At 41.4% G+C, this 25,759-nt stretch carries 23 protein-coding genes; 15 read left to right on the forward strand and 8 right to left on the reverse strand.

Annotated features, from left to right (window positions below; translation table 11 throughout):
• Positions 1-10: 10 nt before the first annotated feature.
• Positions 11-1,279: a Gfo/Idh/MocA family oxidoreductase gene (locus H8B17_RS10065; RefSeq protein ID WP_190309039.1), complete on the reverse strand. Its 1,269-nt coding sequence runs from the start codon at positions 1,277-1,279 to the stop codon at positions 11-13.
• A gap of 316 nt (positions 1,280-1,595) precedes the next feature.
• Between H8B17_RS10065 and H8B17_RS10070 the strand changes: the two genes are divergently transcribed.
• The gene (locus tag H8B17_RS10070) at positions 1,596-2,855 is read left to right on the forward strand and encodes an ROK family protein (protein ID WP_190309040.1); all 1,260 of its coding nucleotides are present in this window, start codon (positions 1,596-1,598) and stop codon (positions 2,853-2,855) included.
• Here H8B17_RS10070 and H8B17_RS10075 read toward each other — a convergent pair.
• Positions 2,852-3,643, reverse strand: coding sequence for a DeoR/GlpR family DNA-binding transcription regulator (locus tag H8B17_RS10075; RefSeq protein WP_223816475.1), 792 nt, complete (start codon positions 3,641-3,643; stop codon positions 2,852-2,854). The genes H8B17_RS10070 and H8B17_RS10075 overlap by 4 nt on opposite strands.
• Positions 3,644-3,747: 104 nt before the next feature.
• On the opposite strand from H8B17_RS10075, the gene H8B17_RS10080 reads away from it, so the two are divergent.
• From H8B17_RS10080 to H8B17_RS10140, 13 genes are all read left to right on the forward strand, one after another.
• A complete protein-coding gene (locus H8B17_RS10080) occupies positions 3,748-5,352 on the forward strand; it encodes a glycerol-3-phosphate dehydrogenase/oxidase (protein ID WP_190309041.1) in 1,605 nt (534 codons plus the stop codon).
• A 21-nt stretch (positions 5,353-5,373) separates the two neighbouring features.
• On the forward strand, positions 5,374-6,870 hold the full coding sequence (gene glpK, locus H8B17_RS10085) for a glycerol kinase GlpK (protein WP_190309042.1): 1,497 nt from the start codon (positions 5,374-5,376) through the stop codon (positions 6,868-6,870).
• Positions 6,871-6,895: 25 nt separating this feature from the next.
• Positions 6,896-7,630: an MIP/aquaporin family protein gene (locus H8B17_RS10090; RefSeq protein ID WP_190309043.1), complete on the forward strand. Its 735-nt coding sequence runs from the start codon at positions 6,896-6,898 to the stop codon at positions 7,628-7,630.
• 38 nt (positions 7,631-7,668) lie between these two features.
• Positions 7,669-8,592: a glycerophosphodiester phosphodiesterase family protein gene (locus tag H8B17_RS10095; protein WP_223816476.1), complete on the forward strand. Its 924-nt coding sequence runs from the start codon at positions 7,669-7,671 to the stop codon at positions 8,590-8,592.
• Between the two features lie 17 nt (positions 8,593-8,609).
• Positions 8,610-9,947 carry a glycerol-3-phosphate transporter gene (glpT, locus tag H8B17_RS10100; RefSeq protein WP_190309044.1) on the forward strand — a complete coding sequence of 446 codons (1,338 nt, stop codon included), beginning with the start codon at positions 8,610-8,612 and terminating at the stop codon, positions 9,945-9,947.
• A gap of 93 nt (positions 9,948-10,040) precedes the next feature.
• Positions 10,041-10,187 carry a hypothetical protein gene (locus tag H8B17_RS10105; protein WP_190309045.1) on the forward strand — a complete coding sequence of 49 codons (147 nt, stop codon included), beginning with the start codon at positions 10,041-10,043 and terminating at the stop codon, positions 10,185-10,187.
• A gap of 46 nt (positions 10,188-10,233) precedes the next feature.
• Positions 10,234-11,406 carry a cysteine desulfurase family protein gene (locus H8B17_RS10110; protein WP_190309046.1) on the forward strand — a complete coding sequence of 391 codons (1,173 nt, stop codon included), beginning with the start codon at positions 10,234-10,236 and terminating at the stop codon, positions 11,404-11,406.
• Between the two features lie 104 nt (positions 11,407-11,510).
• Positions 11,511-11,837 (forward strand): HesB/IscA family protein, encoded by a 327-nt coding sequence (locus H8B17_RS10115; RefSeq protein ID WP_190309493.1) that lies wholly within the window; start codon positions 11,511-11,513, stop codon positions 11,835-11,837.
• A gap of 174 nt (positions 11,838-12,011) precedes the next feature.
• Positions 12,012-13,016, forward strand: a complete 1,005-nt coding sequence (gene asnA, locus H8B17_RS10120; RefSeq protein ID WP_190309047.1) for an aspartate--ammonia ligase — start codon at positions 12,012-12,014, stop codon at positions 13,014-13,016.
• A 135-nt stretch (positions 13,017-13,151) separates the two neighbouring features.
• The gene (gene fabV, locus H8B17_RS10125) at positions 13,152-14,351 is read left to right on the forward strand and encodes an enoyl-ACP reductase FabV (protein ID WP_190309048.1); all 1,200 of its coding nucleotides are present in this window, start codon (positions 13,152-13,154) and stop codon (positions 14,349-14,351) included.
• Positions 14,352-14,616: 265 nt separating this feature from the next.
• Complete coding sequence (locus H8B17_RS10130) at positions 14,617-15,336, forward strand: TetR/AcrR family transcriptional regulator (protein WP_190309049.1); 720 nt, start codon at positions 14,617-14,619, stop codon at positions 15,334-15,336.
• A gap of 17 nt (positions 15,337-15,353) precedes the next feature.
• The gene (locus H8B17_RS10135) at positions 15,354-17,384 is read left to right on the forward strand and encodes a M3 family metallopeptidase (RefSeq protein WP_190309050.1); all 2,031 of its coding nucleotides are present in this window, start codon (positions 15,354-15,356) and stop codon (positions 17,382-17,384) included.
• Between the two features lie 98 nt (positions 17,385-17,482).
• Positions 17,483-17,821: a DUF2853 family protein gene (locus H8B17_RS10140; RefSeq protein ID WP_190309051.1), complete on the forward strand. Its 339-nt coding sequence runs from the start codon at positions 17,483-17,485 to the stop codon at positions 17,819-17,821.
• Between the two features lie 91 nt (positions 17,822-17,912).
• On the opposite strand, the gene H8B17_RS10145 is transcribed toward H8B17_RS10140, so the two are convergent.
• The 6 genes from H8B17_RS10145 to metA form a co-directional block, all read right to left on the reverse strand.
• Positions 17,913-19,838: a solute symporter family protein gene (locus H8B17_RS10145; protein WP_190309052.1), complete on the reverse strand. Its 1,926-nt coding sequence runs from the start codon at positions 19,836-19,838 to the stop codon at positions 17,913-17,915.
• Positions 19,835-20,137, reverse strand: a complete 303-nt coding sequence (locus tag H8B17_RS10150; RefSeq protein ID WP_190309053.1) for a DUF485 domain-containing protein — start codon at positions 20,135-20,137, stop codon at positions 19,835-19,837. Before H8B17_RS10150 ends, H8B17_RS10145 begins: the two co-directional genes overlap by 4 nt.
• Before the next feature lie 117 nt (positions 20,138-20,254).
• A complete protein-coding gene (locus tag H8B17_RS10155) occupies positions 20,255-21,013 on the reverse strand; it encodes a LytR/AlgR family response regulator transcription factor (RefSeq protein WP_190309054.1) in 759 nt (252 codons plus the stop codon).
• On the reverse strand, positions 20,994-22,058 hold the full coding sequence (locus tag H8B17_RS10160; RefSeq protein ID WP_190309055.1) for a histidine kinase: 1,065 nt from the start codon (positions 22,056-22,058) through the stop codon (positions 20,994-20,996). Before H8B17_RS10160 ends, H8B17_RS10155 begins: the two co-directional genes overlap by 20 nt.
• 49 nt (positions 22,059-22,107) lie before the next feature.
• Positions 22,108-23,103: a lysophospholipid acyltransferase family protein gene (locus tag H8B17_RS10165; RefSeq protein WP_190309056.1), complete on the reverse strand. Its 996-nt coding sequence runs from the start codon at positions 23,101-23,103 to the stop codon at positions 22,108-22,110.
• 804 nt (positions 23,104-23,907) lie between these two features.
• Positions 23,908-24,852 (reverse strand): homoserine O-acetyltransferase MetA, encoded by a 945-nt coding sequence (metA, locus tag H8B17_RS10175; protein WP_190309058.1) that lies wholly within the window; start codon positions 24,850-24,852, stop codon positions 23,908-23,910.
• Between the two features lie 429 nt (positions 24,853-25,281).
• Between metA and H8B17_RS10180 the strand changes: the two genes are divergently transcribed.
• Positions 25,282-25,707 carry a hypothetical protein gene (locus H8B17_RS10180; RefSeq protein ID WP_190309059.1) on the forward strand — a complete coding sequence of 142 codons (426 nt, stop codon included), beginning with the start codon at positions 25,282-25,284 and terminating at the stop codon, positions 25,705-25,707.
• Positions 25,708-25,759 lie beyond the last annotated feature (52 nt).

Raw genomic sequence — 25,759 nt, forward strand, 5'->3', positions numbered from 1 at the left:
AAAGGTTAATTTAAATAATCCACGGACCACGCATCGGTTGATTAATTAATCTGTTCGCTGCTTCATCATCCACAAACGCTTGTTTTTCGGAATCAAATTTCAACGTCCGGTTTAAGCGTAAGGCAGCTAAACCTAAATTAACCAACGTAGCCGAATAATAACCGTTCTGTTCATTCAACGCGAATTTCTGTCTCGTTCGGCAGGCTTCCACAAAATCGGTCACCTGTGGGGTAGGATCCGGATACTGTGCTAATTTCCGTTCCATATCGGGAATATCCGACACGAATCCTTTATACAATTTCCCTTTTGGTCCTTCAATATAGGCCAATCCTTCTTCCGTACCCGCTCCGTCAAGTACGATCTGACATCCATCAGCATAGGTATAGGTAATTTTTCTCCAAGTTCCCACAGCATCTGCATGCTGTTGTGGCGCATCGACTTCAATTTTTACCGGACTTTCTTCATCTTTGCCCAGAAAATATTGGACAGGATCTAAGTAATGTTGCCCCATGTCGCCTAATCCGCCTCCGTCATAGTCCCAGTATCCTCGGAAGGTCGTGTGAACACGGTGTGTGCTATACGGTTTATGTGGAGCCGGCCCCAACCACATCTCGTAGTCCAGCTCTTTGGGCACTTGTTCTACCGGTAGATTCTCTCTTCCTACCCAATAAAACTTCCAGTCAAACCCCGTATGTTTGCTGATCGTTACTTTTAACGGCCATCCCAACATACCGGTGTCCACTAATTTTTTAATCTTTTTGACGGGTACGTTCATACCATAAAAGTTCGCGTCAAAGCGGAACCAAGTATTTAACCTAAAAATGTTTCCGTGTTGGGCAACCGCCTCTTTAACTTTCTTACCTTCCCCAATTGTTCTCGTCATGGGTTTTTCGCACCAAATATCTTTACCAGAGCGGGCAGCTTCTACAGCCATAATACCATGCCAATGCGGAGGCGTCGCGATATGTACAATATCTACTTCCGAATTCTGGATTAATTCTCGGAAGTCGTGATGTTCTGTTACACCACCGCCAAGAGCCTTTTGGGCCAATGCTAGATGGCGCGTATCCACGTCACAAATGGCTACTGTTTTTGTACCCGCATATTTGAAATGCCCCCTTCCCATCGATCCTACACCGATTACTCCTTTTGTTAAATGGTCACTAGGCGCAAGAAAACCGTTACCGCCGAGCACGTGTCTGGGCACAATGGTAAAAGCTGCCGCACCAATCAACGTCGTCTTCAGAAAATTACGTCTTGATGTTTTGTTTTCACTCATGCTTGTTTATTGATTAAATTAGGTCTTAAATATTCTTTATGATTTGAGATTCTACTGCTATATGATGAATTCTACGATTTCACGACGCCGACATTAACGATATCTTGTCGTAAACATTGTGTTTCTGACCGAGCTAAAATTAACTTCACGTCTATTCCCCGGTCTATTTCTTAAAAGCCAAATTATGCTATTTTTTTTACTAAAACAAAGACATCAATTATTTTTTTCAGAAAAGTTACTTGATTAATATAAAATTTAAAAATAAAAATTATCTTTATTAAAAATTTCAAAGAACAACAGCTTTTAATTATATCAGATGTCAATAACCGACCCTATACTTGGCGCTATCGATCAGGACATTGTTGACATGGGGAATGTCGACCGGAAAAAATACACTCAAAAAATCAATTTAATAAAACAGTTATACGAAAACGGTCCTTCCTCTATACTAGAACTGTTTACAAAACTTGGTATAAGCCACCCTACGTGCCAAGGTTTAGTGGCGGAACTTACCGATCTTGACCTAATAGAAAAAAAAGGAAAAGGGATATCTGTCGGTGGAAGAAAGCCGGATCTCTATGGCTTGAAGGATGGCTCTTACTATGTCGTGAGCATCGACATGGAGCGGTTCCATGTACGGGCAGCCATTTTTGACAATAACAACAATAACGTTAGCGGCATTAGACAGCTGCCACTTTCCATTTCCAAAGATATATCCGTACTAAATACAATTCGAGATTTTATTGACGCGCTGATCCGGGATTCCGACATTGATACCAGAAAAATACTTGGAATCGGAATGAGTATGCCAGGCCTGATCAGTAGTGAAGAATATATCAATTACACCTATCTTTCAGAAGGGGATTTTAATTTGAAAGAGAATCTCGAACAGATGTTTCCCTATCCAGTATTTATTGAAAACGACGTTAAATCGGCAACCATTGCCGAATCTCGTCAAGGATTGGCCAAAGACCGAAAAGACGCACTGGTCGTCTTGTTGGACTGGGGAATCGGTCTGGGCATTATCATGGATGGAAAAGTTAGAAAGGGAGCCAGGGGGTTTTCCGGTGAGATCGGCCATATGCCTTTTGTGGATGACGGTGCCTTGTGCTACTGCGGCAAACGAGGCTGTCTGGAGACCGTAGCTTCGGGAATCGCCCTTGCCAGAATGGTAAAAGAAGGAATCAATTCAGGACAACATTCACTCTTAAACCGTTTATCTGGGCAGGAAATCAATGAAATAGAGCCGCATATCGTTATAGAAGCCGCTAATCAGGGCGACCAATTTGCAATCAGCATGTTGTCCAAACTAGGAAACAGCTTAGGCAAAGGTATTGCCACCCTTATACAGCTGTTCAATCCGGAAGTCATCATACTCGGCGGGAAAATTGCAGAAGCCAAGCAATACATTACTATTCCAATTATCCAATCGATCAACACGTATAGCATGGCAAAGATCCGAGAAGATACGAAAGTCACGCTCTCGGAATTACGGCGCGATGCAAGTTTAATGGGAAACATCAGCATTGTCATCGACGGCATACTGGAAGCACAGATGAGGAAAGCAAGTCTCTAAGATTGTCCTCCACATATTTTATATTCAATCCCCAGGTTGTCACATAATTGTTGATATTTGACAGGTATACCATCGCTGATAATCATATCGACTTTGGACAAAGAGGAAATTTTACCCAAACTCTTCCTATCAAACTTGGATGCGTCTGCCAAAACGATGACCTTGTGAGCAGACTCCATCATCCTTCGGTTCAATAAGGCTTCTTGCGCATTGGTGGTCGTAATACCAAATTCTGCATCGATGCCGTCTACCCCAATAAATAGCTTGGAGCAAAAGAAGTCACCTAGCAAATCTTCTGCATAGCGCCCGGTAATAGACGAAGATGTTTTCCTTACGGGGCCGCCCAATTGAATGATATCCACACTCTCGTGCTTGATGAGTTCCATTGTTACGTTGATTGCGGAGGTAATCACCGTTAACCGTTCCTGGGGAACAATCTCTCGCGCAAAATACTGCATAGTTGTACCCGAGGCAATAATGATGGAATCGTTTGGCTCCACTAGTTTAGCGGCGGCTACACCTATACATCTCTTCGCGTCCGAGTACAGAAGTGCTTTCTCATTTATCGTACGGTCTTTTTGATAGGGATTTATATTGGTTGCTCCGCCATGGGTACGAAATACCATGCCTTCATCTTCCAAAAATTGCAAGTCTTTACGTATAGTTACAGAAGAAACTTTCAATTCTTCGCATAAATCAACTACAGAAACATGCCCGTTTTTCTTAATCTGTTTGATTATAAACTGGTGGCGTTCTACATTATTCATAGCCCAAGATACGTATTCCATCCGGAATTTAAATCAACACAACATAAAAACTTCAAAAAGTTTCGTTTGTTTACGTTTTTTATTATTTTTACCCCAATAAAAAAATATTAACGAAACGAATCAAAATGATTTTCACACGAATCGAAGCGATACAAACAATAAAAAATGATAGCGCATGGGATATCGCCATTATTGGTGGTGGAGCCACCGGATTAGGTATCGCGGTCGACGCCGCTGCTCGGGGATATAAAACGCTGTTGATAGAAAAATATGACTTTGCTAAGGGCACGTCAAGCAAGAGCACGAAACTAGTACACGGCGGCGTACGTTACCTAGCTAATGGCGATGTCAAACTGGTATATTCTGCATTAAAAGAACGTGGTCTGATTTTCCAAAATGCACCCCACGTCTCTTTCGTACAGAGCTTTGTCATTCCGTCATATAGTGTATTCAGCAAATTAAAATTCCTTATCGGCCTTAAGCTTTATGACTGGATGGCGGGGGGCCTACGTATTGGTAAATCCTCCCTATTAAGCAAAAAGGAAGTAATTGAAAAGCTCCCTAAAATAAAAACGAAGGGATTGCGTGGCGGTATACAATATTTTGACGGGCAATTTGATGACGCCCGCCTAGCCATAAATCTGGCGCAAACAGCCACCGAATACGGTGCGGTAACACTCAACTATGCCGAAGCGACAGCCATCCGGAAAGATGCCAACGGAAAAGTAAACGGTCTTTCTTTCGTAGACACCGAAAACGGAACGACATACGACATACAGACGAAAGTGGTGATCAATGCGACGGGTATTTTTGTGGACGATATTCTAAAACTGGACACCCCTACACATCGCAACCTTGTACGTCCTAGCCAAGGTGCGCATATTGTCATTGATCAGAAATTTTTGGGCAATCAGGACGCTCTCATGATACCAGAAACAAGTGACGGGCGTGTTCTTTTCGGAGTTCCTTGGCATGGAAAAGTTTTATTGGGAACAACAGACACCCCGTTAAACGAACATCAAATTGAACCTCGACCGCTGGAAGAAGAAATTGAATTTATCCTTTCGACAGCCAACGAATACTTAGAAGAAGCGCCTACTCGCGCAGATATTCGCAGTGTTTTTGCAGGGCTAAGACCGCTTGCTGCCCCTACAAATGGCGACAGCGACAGCACAAAAGAAATCTCCCGAGACCATAAGCTCATCAAAAGCGAATCGGGACTTATCACGATCACTGGGGGTAAATGGACAACCTACCGAAAAATGGGAGAAGAGACGGTCAATCTAGCAATAAAAACGGGGAATCTCCCCGAGAATTCCTGCAAAACCGATCATCTTCCACTACACGGATATTCAAAAGATAAACACCCTGGACATTGGCAAGTATATGGTTCCGATAGAATAGCTATCCAAAAATTAATGGATAATAATCCGTCACTAGCAGAAAAAATCCATCAGAATCATGATTTTACAGTTGCTGAGGTTATTTGGGCCTGTAAAAATGAGATGGTTGTTAAAGTAGAGGATTTTCTTGCCAGACGAATTCGACTGTTGTTATTAGACGCACAGGCATCCTTAGAGGCGGCTCCGCTGGTCGCTAAAATCATGGCAGAACAATTGGATAAAGACGACGAATGGGTCAATAAAGAGTTGGTCGATTATGAACTCTTAGTAAAAAATTATACATTGTATTCCGAAATAAATAACCATAATAATCCCATATTGGGGTAAAGCCTTAAACATAGTATTCGAATGAAGAAAGAATTTATTTTAGCGCTAGATCAAGGTACGACAAGTTCCAGAGCTATTCTTTTCAATAAGAAAGGTAAGATTGAAAATATCGCTCAAAAGGAGTTTACTCAGCTATTTCCGCAATCGGGCTGGGTTGAACATGATGCGCAGGAAATATGGTCGTCGCAACTTAGTGTATTAACGGAAGTCATTGCAAAAGCCAACATAAAACTGGAAGCCATTAAAGCCATCGGTATTACAAACCAACGGGAGACCACGGTTGTTTGGAATCGAAAAACGGGCGAGCCTATATATAATGCGATTGTTTGGCAAGACAGACGTACCGCTGCGTATTGCCAGTCCATTGTAGAAAAGGGGTTAGCTAAAACCATTCAAGAGAAAACTGGTCTTTTAATCGATGCTTATTTCTCGGCATCCAAAATCAACTGGCTCCTTACGCATGTTAAAGGAGCACGTAAATTGGCCGAAAAAGGCGAACTGGCTTTCGGCACAATAGATTCCTGGCTTGTTTATAACCTTACCGATGGTACCAAACACATTACAGATGTCACCAATGCATCACGTACACTACTCTTCAATATCCATTCATTAGCGTGGGACGACGAACTTTTAGATATCTTTGATATTCCCGCATCTATGTTGCCCACGGTGTGTGACAGTTCTGAAATATATGGAGAAACGAGTACAACGTTAGGCGCTCGACCGATTCCCATTGCCGGTATCGCCGGCGACCAACAGGCCGCGTTGTTTGGCCAACTATGTACCCAAAAGGGCATGGCAAAGAATACATACGGTACAGGCTGTTTTTTACTCATGAATATCGGTAAAAAACCGGTTATCTCTACACACAAATTGGTCACGACCGTCGCCTGGAAAATTGGTAAAGAAGTCAACTATGCGCTGGAGGGCAGTATTTTTATCGGCGGTGCAGTTGTCCAATGGTTACGCGATGAATTGGGTATTATAAAAAAAGCAAGCGACATCGAACAATTGGCCACGCGTGTAGACAACACGGACGGCGTATACTTGGTCCCGGCGTTTTCCGGTCTAGGGGCACCACACTGGAATCCAAACGCCAGAGGGACACTTCTTGGATTATCGCGCGGCTCAAATGACGCTCATATTGCGCGAGCTGCATTGGAGAGCATTGCCTACCAAACCTATGATATTCTAAAAGCAATGGAATTGGATTCTAAATCTAAAATCCGTGAACTTCGAGTAGATGGCGGCGCTACACAAAACAGTTTCCTCATGCAATTTCAAGCCGACATTTTAAAAACGAATGTTATTCGTCCGGCCATCACAGAAACCACAGCTATGGGTGCCGCATTTCTAGCGGGGCTAGCGGTTGGTTTCTGGAAAGATATTGACGAGCTGCAAACGTTATGGCAAGAGGAAAGAACATTTGTTGCCGATACGAAAAAGAAATACCAACCGCTACTTCAAGAGTGGAAAAGAGCTACAGATACCGTAAAATTCTGGGCAGATTATAAATAAGATAATTGATTCTAATTTCATTATTATGACTTCTTTTTTAGCAGAGCTGATCGGTACGGCCTCCATGATTTTATTGGGTGGAGGTGTTGTAGCAAACGTCGTATTGAAAGGCACAAAAGGCCATAACGGCGGATGGATAGTCATCACGACCGCGTGGGCAATGGCCGTATTTGTAGGCGTAACAATTGCGGGACCTTATAGTGGCGCCCATCTAAATTGGGCGGTTACTATCGCAAATCTTGCCCTCGGAAAACTGGATTTGCCAACCTCCCTATCGTATATGACTGCACAAACCTTGGGTGCCATGACGGGCGCATTTATTGTCTGGGTGGTTTATAAAGACCATTTCTCCCAAACGGAAGATGCCGGAGCAAAACAGGCCGTATTCTGCACTGCACCAGCCATACGAAACCTACCCATCAACCTCGTCAGCGAAATAGTAGGAACCTTTGTTCTTATTTTCACGATTCTGCACTTCACAGATGCTTCTTTCGGCGGGGAAGACGAGAGTACGCCAATCGGCTTAGGCTCCATAGGGGCTATCCCTGTTGCCTTTCTCGTGTGGGTAATTGGCCTCTCGCTGGGTGGTACAACAGGTTATGCGATAAATCCGGCACGCGACTTGGGGCCACGTATCATGCATGCCCTATTACCTATTCGAAATAAAGCATCGTTTGATGTTGCTTACGCGTGGGTTCCTGTCGTTGGTCCTATTATAGGTGCGTTGATAGCCGCGGCAATGTACCTGGCTATTTATTAGTATGTAGCGCACCCTATATCATTTAAAGATTTCCTATTATGAATACAAAAAAAAGGTATTTAAAGATGGTCCTAACTATAGGTACACTAGTTTTGTTTAGTGCTTGCGGGTCGTTGTTAAATAAACAACGTTTACATAACGATACTTTCCCAGTTTATTCCTATGAGGGGCATCGAGGTGCCCGAGGGCTTTATCCGGAAAATTCTATTGGTGCGATGAAGGCTGCGATCGACCTGCCAAAGGTTACCACCCTAGAAATGGATTGTCACATTACAAAGGACAAAAAGGTCGTCGTATATCATGACCACTATTTAAATCCAAAATTCGTTCAATATGTCAATGGTAAACCGCTTTCCGGAAAAGACGATAAAGGGATAATATATCATTACAATTACGCAGATTTAGCGCAATTTGATATTGGAAGTAAATTCTACGAAGACTTTCCTAAACAGAAGAAAGTTCCTACTTCCATTGCTTTGTTATCTGACCTCATCGATGAGGTAGAAAATTACGCGAAAGAAAAAAGAAATACACCCATGTTTTACAATATCGAGACGAAAAGCAATGCAGGAAAAGACGGAGAGTATCATCCCAATCCCCCGGAATTTTCTGACCTGTTATTACAGATTGTCATCGATAAGGGGATAGCTGCTAGGACGGTCATTCAATCTTTCGATAAACGTACTATCCAATATATTAATCGGGTGTATCCGCAGATTAAAACGTCGTACCTGATTGGCGGTAATAATAAAAAATCGGTAGCAGAACTGGTAGACGAACTAGACTACAGTCCTTTCATCCTCAGCCCACATTATTCATTGATTACCGCAAACTTCGTCAAAGATGCTCATAAAGCTGGCATCAAAATCGTTCCATGGACCGTGAATGACGACCAAGAAATAAAAAAACTAGAAGCTCTCCAAGTGGACGGTATTATTAGTGATTACCCTAACTTATTTTAATAAGAACCAAAAAATACATGTTTAATATTTTCAAACCGGCGGCACACAAACCGCAGTTACCAGCCGATAAAATAGATCCTGAATATAAAAGATTACGTTTACAGGTATTTATCGGTATATTTATAGGATACGCTGCGTATTACTTCGTTCGCAAGAATTTTTCATTTGCCGTCAAAGATTTGCAAGATTCGTTGGGCTACAGCAAAGCTGAATTAGGTTTTGCCATGTCTGCTATATCGATTGCATATGGTTTGAGCAAATTTCTAATGGGGAATGTTTCTGATCGAAGCAATGCCCGATATTTTCTGGCAACAGGGTTGGTTCTTTCTGCTTTGACTATGATATTTATGGGTTTCTCACCTTTTGCTACATCGTCTATTGCAATTATATTCACGCTTCTATTTATCAATGGATGGGTGCAAGGTATGGGCTGGCCAGCATGTGGTCGTGTGGTCGTCCATTGGTATTCTATTAAAGAACGAGGTACTGCCATGTCGATCTGGAATCTCGCACATAATGTAGGTGGTTTTTTAGTTGGTCCCTTGGCTATACTCGGTGTTGAATTGTTTGTAGATTGGCAGGCACGTCTTTATTTCCCGGGCCTAGCGGCGATACTCGTGGCTTTACTATCTGTTTTACTCGTACGCGACACTCCCCAATCCTGTGGTCTTCCGCCGATTGAGGAACATAACAACGATTACCCCAAAACATATGACAAATCCCAGGAAAAAGAATTTAGTGCAAAGGAGATATTTTTTAAATATATCTTTAATAATAAAATGTTGTGGTTTATAGCCATTGCCAATGCTTTTGTCTATTTAGTACGCAACGGTATTATCAATTGGGCCCCTACCTATCTACAGGAAGCTAAGCACTTCACGGCGTCTGAAGCGACATGGTCGGCTTCTATCTATGAATTAGCAGCTATACCCGGAACCATTCTATGCGGCTTGATGAGCGATCGATTGTTTAAAGGTCGTCGGGCTCCGGTTACGATCATCTATATGGCATTTACGTTCCTAGCGGTACTCCTTTATTGGTTAACTCCCGGGGAGGTTGCCTGGCTCGTAAATGGTTCATTATGGTGTATTGGTTTTCTGATTTATGGGCCGGTTATGCTCATCGGCGTACAAGCTTTGGACCTGGTACCCAAAAAAGCAGCTGGAACGGCCGCGGGACTGACGGGCTTGTTTGGCTACTTTATTGGGGATATGTTGGCAAATGCAGCTCTTGGCGCTGTCGTAGATCACAGCGGATGGAATCTGAGCTTTGAAATCGTATTGCTTTCTTGTGGATTAGCAATTTTATTCACCGCTTTTACTTGGAACAGAGAAAAAGTACTTCTACAGCGATAACAAAAAGCAAGTGTCTTCGAAAATAAGCAGCTCGATAAAACGTTTTATCGAGCTGTTTGTTTATCCCATATTGTAGTCCAAAAAGAAAATGTCATGGTAAAAAGTATTTTCCGTCTTTTGAATAAATTCAATAAAGCAATATTGCCCAAGCTATCGGGAAAAGATCCTAGCAAATTGAACAAATGGGAACAAGGGCTGCTTGCCTACCGCTATTACATCCTTACGCGTTCCTTGGACTGATATTTTCGATTATATAGAAACAAACCTTTTACTTACCTTTAACGCGATGTCATGGATATATTTAGACAATAATGCCACTACCAAGATGGCGTCGGAGGTTTTGGACGCTATGCTACCTTTCCTACAAGAGTCATATGGGAACGCTTCCAGCGTGCAACACCGTATCGGACGTGAAGCCAATCAAGCAGTAGCATTGGCTCGCGAACAAATCGCTCAAAAGCTCCACGTAAAAGAGAGTGAAATTTTCTTTAATTCAGGCGCAACAGAGGGAATCAACACGGTACTTCGGGGGATAGCCCACGCTTATGCACGTAAAGGAAAGCATATTATTACCTGCCAAACGGAACATAAGGCGGTGTTGAGCACCTGCGCCCAGCTGGAACGAACCGGCGTCGAAATAACTTATCTGCCTGTCAATAAAACAGGAGAGATAGCGTTGCAGATGCTTCGGGATAGTATACGCCCAGATACCATCTTGGTATGTATTATGGCGGCTAACAACGAATCGGGCATTATACACCCCATTTCGGCGATAGCAGAAATTTGTCAAGAGAAGGATGTCTTGTTTTTCTGCGATGCTACGCAACTAGTCGGTAAACAGGAAATAGATTTACAGCGGATTCCCATTGACATCCTAACCTTCAGCGCACATAAGTTCCATGGCCCTACAGGTGTCGGTGTATTATATGTACGTCGCAAACGTAAACCAATACAGATACCCCCGTTGATATCGGGTGGGCAACAAGAAAATGGCTTTCGCGGAGGGACATTGAATGTTGCTCCTATTGTGGGTTGTGGGAAGGCGCTGATTATGACAAATCTCCATCCAGAGATCGAGCAATACCGAGACGAGCTGGAAAAACAAATAAAGCTTCAAATTCCGGAAATCATGATTCATGGCGAACATGCGCAACGATTAAGCAACACCAGTTTCATCGCCTTTCGACATATTAAAGCGGCCGAAATTATGACAGCTCTCCCGCATATCGCCCTTTCCTCGGGCTCTGCTTGTACCTCGGGTCTTTTAGATCCATCACATGTCTTAAAAGCGATGGCTGTTAGTGATGACGACGCTTTCGCGAGCGTCCGGTTTAGCTTAAGTAAATTTACCACGAAAGCGGAAGTGGAAGAAACTATAAATGATCTCGCCAAGGCGGTTTCACGCCTGCGTTCCTCCTCTCCCGCCTGGCAGCTTTTTAAGGACGGGTTGATATCTTGACGTCGCGTGATACATTTTTTGACATTCACTCAACGTCCGATAATTGGAAGTAAAAAAAAGAATGACGATTTTTGTATATTCAAGAAAGAAAAACGATGAACGAATTGGTTACAATCACAGATAGAGCAAAGCTGCGTATTGAGCAGGTTATGCAGAAAGAAAACTACGACCAGAGTTATTTTGTGCGCGTCTCCGTAGAAAGCGGCGGCTGTTCTGGTCTTTCCTACAAATTATCGTTTGATAATGAAGAAAAGAAAGGAGATCAGTTCTGCGAAGATAAAGGGGTAAGAATCTGTCTGGACATAAAATCGTATCTATACTTAGCAGGTACAGAACTAGATTACTCGGATGGACTTAACGGAAAAGGCTTTGAGTTTCACAATCCGAATGCATCACGTACCTGCGCCTGCGGCGAGAGTTTTTCGGTGTAAAAACAACAATAAATGCCTGTGTATAAACAATCGACAAAATCTTAAGCTATTTTTTAGTAATATTTTCAAAACATCCTTTGTTTTATTATTAAAACCTTTATTTTTGCTGATAAAATTTAAAAAAATATCAATCTTCAAAATCTGAATTATGGTATTTTGAGGGCTAGCAGTTTTATGGGACGAAATTTACTAAAGACAGAACAAGCGATTACGTTTGTAAAGCATACTTTTTCACAGAAATTAATTCATGCGCTAAACCTTATTCCGGTTTCTTCGCCGCTTGTTGTGTTGGATGGAACAGGTATTAACGATGATTTAAACGGTATCGAACGCCCTGTTGGGTTTCCGATTAAATCTTTGAATGAACAGCGTGCAGTAGTTGTCCATTCTCTTGCAAAATGGAAAAGATTACGTCTGAAAGAGCTGGAGATTGAAGCAGGGGAAGGTATCCTTACCGATATGCGTGCTTTACGCCCCGACGAAGACTATAGCCCTATACACTCTATATACGTTGACCAGTGGGACTGGGAGAAACATATAAATAGCGAAGACCGTACCCTCTTTTACCTAAAAGATACGGTACTAAAGATTTATCGTGCACTCTATGAGACCGAACGTGAAGTGGAAGAACGCTACCCAGCTAAACAGGCTGTTCTGCCAAAGGATATACATTTTATTGCTTCTGAGGAGTTGTTGGCAAAATATCCTGATCTTACACCAAAAGAACGAGAGAATGCGATAGCCAAAGAATATGGTGCAGTATTCATATATGGTATTGGTGGGGAATTAAGTAACGGCTTTCCGCACGATGGTCGCGCAGCTGATTATGATGATTGGAGTTCTTATAACGAAAATGGATATAAAGGGCTAAATGGGGATATTCTTGTTTGGAACCCTATTCTCCACACCGCTTTTGAGCTCTCTTCGATGGGTGTCCGGGTCGATAAAAAAGCATTGTTACATCAGTTGGAACGGAGACAAAGCACGGAAAGGGCACAGCTCTCCTTTCACAGTATGCTACTCAATGATCAGCTGCCCCCAGCTATCGGCGGGGGTATCGGGCAATCACGTGTTTGTATGTTTATGCTCAAAAAAGCGCATATCGGTGAGGTGCAAGTCAGCATATGGGATTCCGAGCAACGAGAAATATTAGCATCGCAAGACATTAACTTACTGTAATTACCTACGGGATCTTGCCAACTCGACTATCCTCCTACCTCCTATTGGGGTTCCTGATTGTTGTGTAGCTACGTCGTAAGGCAATAGCTATTTAATTATTATATTTGCATCATTATTTGGAAAGAAAAAAAAGATATGATTATACAACCACGTGTAAGAGGTTTTATCTGCCTAACTTCCCATCCGGAAGGGACAGCGCAACATGTTAAGCAACAGATAGATTATGTAAAATCTAAGGGTAAAATCGATAATGGTCCTAAAAAAGTCTTGGTAATTGGTGCTTCTACTGGTTTTGGTCTAGCTTCGCGGATTACCGCAGCTTTTGGTTCGGACGCCGATACGATCGGTGTATTCTTTGAAAAGCCAGCTGCTCCTGGCAAACCAGGCACTGCTGGTTGGTATAATACCGCTGCCTTTGAAAAAGAAGCCCAAGCTGCTGGACTTTATGCCAAAAGTATTAATGGAGATGCTTTCTCTGATGAAATAAAAAAACAGACTATTGCGCTTATCAAAGAAGACCTTGGACAGGTGGATTTAGTTGTATATTCACTGGCTTCCCCACGGCGCACACATCCTAAAACGGGAACAGTCCATACTTCGGTCTTGAAACCTATCGGACAGACTTTTACTGATAAAACGGTAGATTTTCATTCTGGTGTGGTCTCTGATATTTCCATTCAACCTGTCGAAAGCGAAGAAGATATCGATAACACCATCACCGTTATGGGTGGCGAAGATTGGAAGTTTTGGATAGAGCAAATGAAAAAAGCTGGCGTATTGGCCGAAGGTGCGAAGACAGTCGCTTATTCCTATATCGGACCGGAACTTACATATCCGATTTATCGAAACGGTACTATCGGCAAAGCAAAAGACGATTTAGAAGGCACGGTCCCTCTTCTAAACGATTTATTAAGTGATATAGGGGGGCGCAGCTATGTCTCGGTAAATAAAGCGTTGGTTACACAGTCGAGTTCTGCGATCCCTGTTGTCCCCCTTTATATTTCGTTACTTTACAAGGTCATGAAAGAGAAAGGCATACACGAAGGTACGATCGAACAAATGCAGCGATTATTTGCTGAACGTCTATACGCCGATCGTGAAATTCCGCTGGATGAAAAGGGACGTATTCGTGTAGACGACTGGGAAATGAGAGACGATGTGCAAACAGAGGTAGCAAAACTATGGGAACAAATTAGTACAGAAAATTTAGAACAGATCTCCGATATCGTGGGTTACCGCAATGACTTCTTCAACTTATTTGGGTTCAACTTCGACGCCATAGATTATAATAAGGATACCAACGAGCTCGTTAACATTCCGAGTATCAAAGATTAAGAAACATTAAGACGATAGATAGATAAAAGGCAGTAAGGTGATGATCTTACTGCCTTTTTATGTTTTATACCTCCTCGTTATGGTCATCCAAAGGAGGAAATAAATTGAGAATTAATATCTCAAAATTCAAACAAATAATTGCAATAACACCTTAATATACAAGCAAAAAAACCAAGAAAGAAAGAATTATATCTATTTGATATTTACAATATAAATAGCCACCTTTACACCTATACGATAATAATCGATTTAAAAACTCTACATCATGGCAAAAAATAAAAATAAAGCGGTGGAAGAATCGGCAATTGTTCCGGAAAAAAAAGCACGTAAAATTGTAGCTGGTCCTATCAGAGACAAAGAACGTACAAAGCGTCGGTTAATAGCGACTGTTGGCAAAGTATTGCAAAAGTACACCTATGCTGGGCTTACCATTACCAATATAGCAAAAGAGTCTGGTCTAAATCCTAAACTCATATATCTCTATTTTGGAAATTTAGACGGATTGATAGAAGAATACATCCTAGAAAAGGATTTTTGGACAGGAAAACTTAAAACACAATTTACCGAACTTGCCGAAAATCCAAAATCTCTTAGCGCACAAGACGCCAATGATTTATTCCTCTTGCAATTTGATTCGTTCTTAAAGGATAAATCTATGCAACGTATTATCCATTGGGAGATGGGTGTAAAAAACAAATTATTAAGAAAAATCGCCGACGATCGGGAAGAAGTCGGTAAAAGTGCTCTTGATCTTATTTCAAATCAATTCGATGATACAGATGTAGATATCCAAGCTACACTCGCCATTATTCTCGGTGGAATTTATTATTTGACCTTACACGCTAAAAACAACGGAAGTACCGTTGGCGGTATCGACATTAACGAAGACGAAGGTCGGGAACGCATCGAAAATGCTATCAAAAGAATAATCTCCCGAGATTTTGAAGATGCCAAAAAGAAAAAAACACCTAAAGGAAAAAAATAAAGGCGTAATTTTGCCATATGTCTATATTAAATCAACAATTCAACACGGTGCATGATACTGCACCGTTTTCACAAATAAAAAACGAAGATTATAGTCCAGCATTTGACATCGCCATCGAAAAAGCGAAGGCAGAAATCAATGCGATTGCTCACCATCCGGAAACAGCTACTTTTGAGAATACCATTGCCGCAATGGCTTATGCTGGCATGGAGTTAGACCGTATCTCCAATATATTTTTCAACCTACATGCGGCGGAAACCAATGATGAGTTAGACGAGATAGCGCAAGAGGTTGCCCCAAAACTGTCTACGTTTGCGAATGACATTACTTTGAATCCTTTATTGTTTGAGCGGGTCAAAACGGTGTATGACCAAAAAGATATACTTTCGTTGAATACCGAGCAGCAAACTTTATTGCAAAAGTCGTATCGTGATTTTGTTAGAAACGGGGCCCTACTGGATGAAGAAAAAAAGGAAAAATTGCGTAAGGTAGATACTGAACTTGCCATATTAAAGCTAAAATTTGGAGAAAATGTATTAGCAGAGACCAATGCATATCAGCTCCACATCACGAACGAACAAGATTTGGCCGGTCTACCGGAAGGTACTATAGAAGCGGCAAAAGGACTCGCGGAAGCACAGGGCGAGTTAGGTTGGATATTCACGTTGGACTATCCAAGTTACATTCCATTCGTAACGTATGCGGATGACCGGGAACTTCGTCGCGAAATCACTGTTGCAGCCGGACGAAAAGGTTTTCAGAATAACGAATATAACAACGAGGAAAACATCCGTAAAATTGCGCGCTTGCGTTTTCAACGTGCTCAATTGCTTGGTTACGATAGCCATGCCCATTTCGTTTTGGAAGAAAGAATGGCTCAGCACCCATCGAAGGTAGGGTCTTTTTTAAACGACTTACTGAAAAAAGCAAAACCTGCGGCAGAACGAGAGTTTCAAGAATTAAGTGCGTTTGCGAACAAGCTCCATGGAATAAAACAACTCGAAAAATGGGATACAGCGTATTACAGTGAAAAGCTGAAGCAAGAGAGATTTAGTTTAGATGATGAGGTACTGAAACCGTACTTTCAACTTGAAAACGTATTGAAAGGCGTTTTTATCATTTCCGAGCGACTTTTTAACTTGCGTTTTCACGAAGTGCAGCATATCGACAAATACCACGAAGAGGTACGCACATTTGAAGTCACCGATAACGAAAACAGATTGATTGCCATATTTTATGCTGATTTCTTTCCGAGAAAGGGTAAGCGTAATGGAGCTTGGATGACATCTTTTAAACCGCAGTACCGCAAAGATAGGAAGGATGAACGACCTCACATATCCATCGTATGCAACTTCACCCGTTCGACCGCGACCAAACCGTCTTTGCTGACCTTTAATGAGGTGACGACACTCTTCCATGAATTTGGCCATGCCCTACACGGCATATTGGCGGACACCACTTACCCTAGTCTATCGGGGACTTCTGTTTATTGGGATTTTGTGGAGCTACCTAGTCAAATCATGGAAAACTGGTGCTATGAAAAAGAAGCACTTGAACTTTTCGCTAAACATTATCAGACAGGTGAAACTATACCCATGGAACTTATTGATAAGATCAAAGCATCGGCATCGTTTATGGAAGGGATGGCTACCTTGCGTCAACTGGGTTTTGGATTATTGGATATGGGCTGGCATGCGCAAGACCCTACCTATATCAATAATATTAAACCGTTTGAAAATAGTTGTTTCAGTTCTACACAATTGCTCCCCGATGTGGAAGAAAATGCTATGAGTCCATCATTTTCGCACATTTTTAATGGTGGATACTCTTCGGGATATTACAGTTATAAATGGGCAGAGGTGTTGGATGCAGATGCCTTCGCTTATTTTAAGGAAAAAGGAATTTTTGACCCCACAGTTGCCACTAAATTCAAAGAGAACATTCTTTCTAAAGGAGGCATTGAACACCCGATGGTCCTGTATAAACGATTCCGAGGGAAAGAACCAAGCACAGACGCCTTAATGAAACGCGCAGGATTAATCCTATAATCGTTACAAATTTGATTAAAAAAGCCCTTTTCGCTTCCACTTACAGGAAATAGTGTTTAACTTTAATTCAACAATCATCACATCTTAAACATATATTTATGAGCAAATTAGAAGAAAAAATCGCTGTTTATGTAGCGGAATCAAAGAAATTAAACCTTTCTCTTGATGAAAAATTAATTGCTGCTGTTGCTAAAGGATTAGGGCCATCTATTTATAATGCGGATGCCGAGACGATCGCTGCCTCCGATAAAGCAGAACTTGATCGGGTGAAGAATAATTTTTTAATTAAGAAGTTGGGATTGGCGGATGGATCTGCATTAGACACTGCATTGGAAGAAGTTATCGAACAGGTGGGGAAATCAAACCGGAATAAGTATCGCGTTATCATTTACGCATTGCTTGTTAAAAAGTTCAAAAAGGAAAGCATATATGCCTAACAAAGCATATAAAAGTTCAAAAAGCTCGATTCTAAATATGAAATCGAGCTTTTTTCTTTTCTATCACATTAGTATCATTGATTAATCTCTATCATGCTGTCAATCCATTTCCGACAGCGTTTTGTTTCGGGTACCATAGCGAAACGAGATACACCGTCAGAACAGCAAGTGGAAAAGAAATCAATGCCGGATTTTCCAACTGATGTATAGCATTTGCTGGATCTAATCCGTATTTATCCCACATGGTAGGTGATGTGAGAATAATCAATAACGAAGACACGATACCTACAATAATCGAAGCTGCTATACCTGTTTCTGACGTTTTCTTCCAAAAAAGTAAAAATAAAATTGCCGGTAAATTGGCGGAAGCAGCGATCGCAAATGCCCATCCCACTAAAAATGACACATTTATTCCTTTGAAGGCCATTCCCAATAGGATGGCGAAAATTCCTACAGCAAATGCAGCTATCTTTCCAACCTGAACTTTTCGATGATCACTCAAATTCTTCTTTAGATAGATATCAATAAAGTCATGGGCTATCGCTCCAGAAGATGCCACAATCAATCCGGCTACGGTACCTAGGACAGTGGCAAAGGCCACCGCAGAAATAATAGAAAACAGTACCGCGCCAAAGGCACGTGCCAACAAGGGTGCCGACATATTACTTGATTCGACATCCAACACCCCATTTACAGCTGCCCCAAGACCCATAAAAAGGGTAAGAATATAAAATCCTCCAATCGCTGTTATTGCTAAGATGGTCGATTTCCGGGCATCACGAGGTGTTTTCACGGTATAATAACGGATCAGAATATGGGGTAGCGCAGCGGTTCCTAAAAACAACGCCAGCATCAGGGATATGAAGTCCAGTTTGCTCCATAAATTCGCATCACGACCAATTTTGTATTTCAGTCCTGGCAGCATGAAGGTTGCACCAGCCGTAGGTTCTTGATAGTAAACGGACACCTCATCTGCTCCATCCGAAAACTTCACTTGAAGAAATCGAACAATTTCGCTCTCCTGCAGGGTTGACAAGAATTCGAATGGGCCCACTGCTCCTGTCTCCCCTACTTCTTGCCCATTAACTACAATTTTACTCATGTGTCCCACTTGGTAAAAACGACGATTTTCTTTGGGTTCACCGTTGTATAATGTTTGTCCATCAGCCCGCTGCGTAACCGTCAGCGTCTCTTTCAGCATAGATCCGTTGGCATCTTGTGTCCAATCGAACCATCTTTCGATTCCATTTTGCGAAAGCTTAACAAACGTTTTATTTCCAACTGTTTGCTGTCCAACAACATCCCAATCATTGACCGCAATGAGTTTTTCGTTTTCAACTTGTGGAGTAAGCTCCATAAAAGTATAATGACTACTGCTTCCCTTGAAGTTCGGCGTAAGTGTTAATCCATTTTTAAGGATAAAAAATGTCAGCACCACCGACAACACAATCAATAAACCTCCCTTTAAAAACTGCACATAGGTTGTAGAAGCCATTCCCGCACTCGCAACAATCACGATGACGATGGCCCCTACCAATAGCACCCCAACCCAATGCGGCAGACCGAGAAGAGGCATTACTAAATCGCCCGCTCCGACCATCTGGGGAATAAGATAAAAAACGGATACAATCAAGGTACCTATAGAAGCTGCCAACGTTATAGCACGCGAATTGAATTTAGCATTCAATGCATCGGTAAAGGTATACTTTCCCAGACGTTTAAATGGTTCTGCAATAAGAAATAAAGCAACAACCCACCCCCCGAGAAAACCGATTGCATATAGAAAGCCATCAAATCCGGATACAGCAATCATTCCACATATTCCGAGAAAAGAAGCTGCGGATAAATAATCTCCTGCAAACGCAATCCCATTAACTCCCCAATGAATCTGTCCGCCTGCTGCATAGTAAGAAGAGGACGAACTGGTCTTCCTTCCAAAATAAAAAGAAAGTCCTATCACAAGTCCAACAAAAATAAAAAAGAATAAAAGTGCAACGTACGAAATTTCATAAATCATACGGCACCTCCCTCTTCTATCTCATTAGATTGCTCGGCTTCTGCCTCATCTTCATATTTTGTGCAGTAATAATTGTATACGACACCCAGAATAACGGCAAAGATGATTAACCCGATTCCATAGGCCAATGCTAAATTTAACCCACCTGGCACCTGAACGGCCAATAGTTCATATTGGAATACACCAATTACCACGAACCCTGCATAGCAAATTAGGTAAATAAAAAATAAGCGTATACCTAGAACAGATTTTCGCTTGGTCAGACTTTCTTTTTCTGTAGACGTGTTGTTAACGTGCATAATGATATTTTGGAACGGTTTATAAATTGAAACGTCGGCCGCATATTTGAACTATGCAGCCGACCTCTATAGACAAATGTAACCAAAAACAGGAAAAATTTATATATTTTTTAAAATTTAAATTCGGCGCGGTCCAATATCAACCATCTTTTTTTCTGTGGGGTAATAGGCATCAATGAAATCGTCTAGATATTCTGTACCGATTGGAAAAGATGTATCATCACCCAACAAATAAAACTGTCTCATAGCACGGGAAAATTTCATAACCTTGTGGATATTGACAACATAACTTCGGTGTGCTTGAATAAATATATTACCAGGCAATATGGATAATAATTCTCTAAGGGTAGTGCGTGCCCTTATCTTTCGTTTATCTGCCAAATGGAAGCAGACATAATTTTTATCACTCTTCACCAAACCGACGTCCGCGAAGATAATCTTCGTATCAAACCCTTCTTTCACATCTTTCACAAACATAAATTCTGGCCCAGGTGTTTCGGAATGAGATCTTTTTTGAATCACCCGATTTATGGCTTCCGCCAAGCGAGCATAATCAATCGGTTTTGGAATACAATCATCGGCCGCGACCTGAAAGGCATCCATAGCACGTTCACCATAGGCGGTTACCAAAATAACTGCCGGACGAGGATGGATCGTCCTAACTAAAGAAATACCGTCAAACCCTTCCATAACGATATCTGAAATCAACAGGTCGACGGGATTATTTCTCATATAATGGAGAGCGCGCATACTATCCGTTTCTGTCCCGACCACGATCAAACGGCTATCCGTCTGTAAATAAGCATATAGTACGCGTAACATGACGGGATCGTCATCCAAAAGAAACACACGTAATCTAGCGCTCGGCTGATTCATGTTCGCTTTGTTTAATCGTTAGTTCAACGAAGAAATATCCTAAACGCTTGCCGTAACGCAGGCTATACCTATTTTGCGCCAATAGATCTAAACGCTCCTGAACACTCAACAGCCCAACACCACTACTACTTCTTAATCCGCGTTTACTCTCTGATTTGTTAATAGTAACAAAGGTGAACATATCTTCTCGGCAGTCTATTTTTACCTTAATGGAACGTCCACTATCATTCACGGATGCGTATTTTAAGACATTATCCATGAAACTCAGCAGTAAGACAGGCGGGACATGATGTCCTTTCATCGATCCTTTTTTGACATACTCTACCGCATCATTACGTCCGTACTGGAGACGTATCACGTCGATCAAGCTCTCCACCTGGTCAATTTCTTCCCGTAAGCTAATCATGGTTTGCCGAGCATGCGCCTTCTCAAAACTATATCGCTGTACACCACCCAATCTACCTAACGACCGGGCAAACTCCCAATTTCCTCTCAATGCAAGTTGATTGGCAATTGATGAGAGAACATTGTATTGGAAATGTCCATCCAATACGAAATGTAATTGTTGTTCTTTAAGTTCACTGTTCTCATTTTTTTGTTGTTTGAGGATCGCAATAGACCGGATTCCCCACAGGATTAACCTAAACACAAAAACATGTACCAATAATTTACAATATTCTACAATTAAGGTAGAAAAAAGATCGATCCACGTTAGTCTATACTCACTGTTATAGAACACAATATCGTACAATGGGAACACCTTATAGATCATAAGGTACGTGATGCTCACCAATGTGGGATAGAATAAAAGCAATAACAAAAAACAGAATGTCCATGCGCGTCGGACGGCACAGTAGCTTACGATAAACCAAACCGTATAAAAAAGTGGAATGTAAAGCAAAAAGAAACTCGCAGCGGCCAAGTATATATTGCCTTCAAATTCGCTCGTTTGGTTACGTGAAGCGGTTAGCCCATAATGGGCAACCCACCCTAAAAGATGGATTAGGACATTAGTAGGAACTCTAAGTTGAGCAATTTTCTTCATCGCGGTTGAATAAGGTAGTGCTTCTCCCGCTAAAATTACTAAAAAAATTTTAACTCTTCATCTGTCTTGTTAAACGTTTCCACTTACGCATACACAAAAAAGACAATTTACCGATCTCCTGACAGGTGTATCGAGGACTAATCATCATATAATATCGAGTCCCGACACGACAAGGCCAATACGACTGATTTCGTCTTCTCTTGTTGGTCTGCTCTCTCTTTCCCGGCATCGTATGGACATATAGCCATCCCTCCCACATCTCCGGCTTTACAGAAATCACTTCTTGTAAATGATCATATAATGTTCCAAATACGCGCGTTGTATAATCTCCCAATCGCTCCTCTTTATTGGGAAAGATAGTAGGATAGCTTTTATAAAACGTATCACCTGCCTCATCCAAGGAAGAAAGGATAGGATAAATGGGGATATTCCGCTTATGGGATAATACCGCTAAACCTTTACGTACAACAAGATTACAATGGAAAAAAGAAACTTCTTCGTTATCCGACTCACCCTTAGTAGGTGCTGCACCGTGATTACCGTCCATATAAATGACAATATGATAGCCATCGCGCAACGCAACTAACATTTTAAGAAGGCAGTTACCTGCATCGGCATCAATCAACTGTAATCCCCCTACGTTTTCCATTTTCGCATGTTGTGCAAACAAATACTCGCCCTGCTCCGCTAAGATCTCCCGGGACATGACCACCGCCACGTTTAATCCTTGCATATACATCACTCTGCTGAGCAAGCGATATGAACCAGTATGAAAGGTAGCCACAATGCCCGGTCGGTCTTTTATCTGTTGGATGTATGATGTCAGACTTGTTAGAACTTCTTGTTTCACCGGCAACACGTCTGCTAATTGATCGTCCGAAGCACGGTATCTAGAAGTCACTAAACGACGATAGATATCAGGATAACTGACCGTATCTATCTGTGGACAGAATCTATACATATTCGCGGCGAATAAAGCGTAGAGCCAAGATGTGGCGACATCGTTATCGCTTGCAGTACTTCTTTCCAAAAAATCCATGATCATAGATGTTCTTTAAAGATCCAAAAAAATTTAATCGTTAAAAAAAAGTCTGCCCTGCATTGTTCGAGGGCAGACTTTCTATTCAAGTTTAGAATGTTCTGAAAAAACATTTCGGCTCTTTCCTAGATGAAGCTTCAAAATCCCAAAATGCAACCATCGTAGGCAGCGCCACTTGTGCGCGACGTCCAGTAAGCCCTTGTACTTTACGTAACCATACTTTTAAATTCTTCATGTTTTTCAAATTAAGTATTAATTGTTAAATTTTCATGTTGTGATCAGTTCCCATGCCACCTACCTCCGTCCGGATCGGAGTTCCATGAAATCCAGCAAAAAATTAAGTAAATATTTTGAAGTTACAGCAAGAAAGGGATAATGTAGATCGCATTCGTGACGAAAGTATAAAAGAAAGTTACAGACTAACTTATACCTCAAAAAGGGCATTTCGTCACGGACATCGTTCCGATTTATCCTCGAGCTAAAGTCAATTCATCCCCAAAAGCCAAAACTGGTATCTACACAGCAAGATGCAATTCAAGTATTTTGATCCTCAAAAACACTCCGGTTATCCCTGAAAATAGACTTTCTACAGTTTTTTTTGGCAGCAAAAATGCAAATATACAACTTGGCGTCACCATCAAGGGAAAAATCATTCGTATGTTTCTGATGCCGAAATAAATAAGGACTGAATTATGACCAGGAAGGCATCTTAAGAAACATCACAGGAGGAGAAAAACAGTCTAGGTGTTGCTGCGGGCGCGGCACACCTAACTGCTCCTTTTATTCGGATATACTGCTTGACGATATAAATTATCCTTGCAACTTAATTTCTCCCAAATTTGGAACGTCTTTTAAATCATACGGCGTCGCTTGATATACATAATAATTTAGCCAATTATTGAACAATAAGTTCGCATGGCTGGTCCACCGCACCAACGGGGGATTATCCGGATTATTATCTACATAATAATCTAATGGCATATCGATCTGCAACCCTTTTTCCAAATCCCTTTTATACTCCTCATCCAACGTAAGCGGTGCATATTCAGAATGCCCTGTAAAATAGAACTCGCGTCCTCCTCTTGATGAGAGAATAGCAAGCCCCGCATCTCCTGACTCAGACAAAATAGAAATTTCATTCTTATCTGTTACCGATGTTTTCAAGATCGTCGTATGTCGACTGTGCGGAATAAAAAATTCGTCATCAAAACCTCTGAACAATGGATGGCGTTTCTCCGTTGTCGTATGCTTGAACACGCCAAATAATTTTTCCTCCAAAGGTGATTTTTCCACGTTATAGAAATGATAAAGCGCTGCTTGAGAAGCCCAACAGATATATAAAGTAGAAGTAACGTGCGTTCTCGCCCAATCAAATATACTTCTAATCTCCTCCCAATAGGATACGGCTTCAAAATCCATCATCTCAACAGGTGCTCCCGTGATGATCATTCCATCGTAGAAGTCAGCTCGCACTTCATTGAATCCTTTGTAAAACATCTCCAAATGCTCCTCGGGTGTATTTTTTGACGTATGGGTATCCAAACGCACAAATTCTATCTCCACTTGTAACGGACTATTGGACAATAGCCTTATGAAATCAGTTTCCGTTGTTATCTTCAGCGGCATCAGGTTAAGAATAAGAACACGTAAAGGGCGAATGTCCTGTGCAGCCGCTCTTAAATCGCTCATCACAAATATATTCTCTTTCTCCAGAAGTTGAATAGCTGGAAGATTATCTGGTATCTTGACTGGCATACTATTTCCCTCGCTTAAGTTGATCTAAAAACTGATTGCAAAAATATAAAGAATTAACCGGAAGAAAAAACATCCATTCGTAAAACGCCTCGCGAACTAATCGGAAAATTACCCGTCCGCATACGCACACTTGCTGTTCATATCCGAACTACAGGCAAAAGGCTTTAAAAAACACAAATAGTTTATAATGAAACATTTCATTTTTTGGCAATGTAGTTGGAAAGCACAGAACAGAAGCTATGAACAATAAAAAGATAATGACAATCGGTAAAATAATTCACCGAATATTACAACGGTTTTACCGAGAAATATCAAATGCTGGTCTAATTGGGGTTCTGTATTATAAAGCACGAGAATATCTTTGAGTCATCAAAACAGTTAAAAAGACGAAAGATTAAAAAAATATTAACAACATTAAAACTTAATACAATGAAAACGACAATCACAACCATCGCAACGGCCTTTATCATGATGACATCACTCAGTTCGTTTGCGGCTAACAAAATTAACCCGCTGAAAGATCTTAATTCGATGCGTATCATCGCTACCTATCTAGAGGCAGCTACAGCCGGCAGCATCGAATTCAATAAGTTTCTTTTTTCGGAAGACTTCGAATACCGAAATACAGCTAACAATGTGTGCTACAATAAAAAGATATATACTAACTTTTTGAAAGCTAACAAAGGTTTAAAATTCAACTGTGAAACGACCTATGAGATGCTGGATGAAAGTGGCAAAGCATGTGTCGCTAAAGCCACCATGAAATTTGACAACTTCACTCGTGTAGATTATATTACGCTAAACCACAGTCAAGAGGGCTGGAAAGTAAGTAAAGTGGTAACGACTTACCCATAGAATCGGGGTATTTGTTTCCATGTTTCGTTTAGAAAAGCCTACGAAATGTAGG

Origin of the sequence: Sphingobacterium arenae, assembly GCF_014692505.1 — a bacterium.
GTDB lineage: Bacteria > Bacteroidota > Bacteroidia > Sphingobacteriales > Sphingobacteriaceae > Sphingobacterium > Sphingobacterium arenae.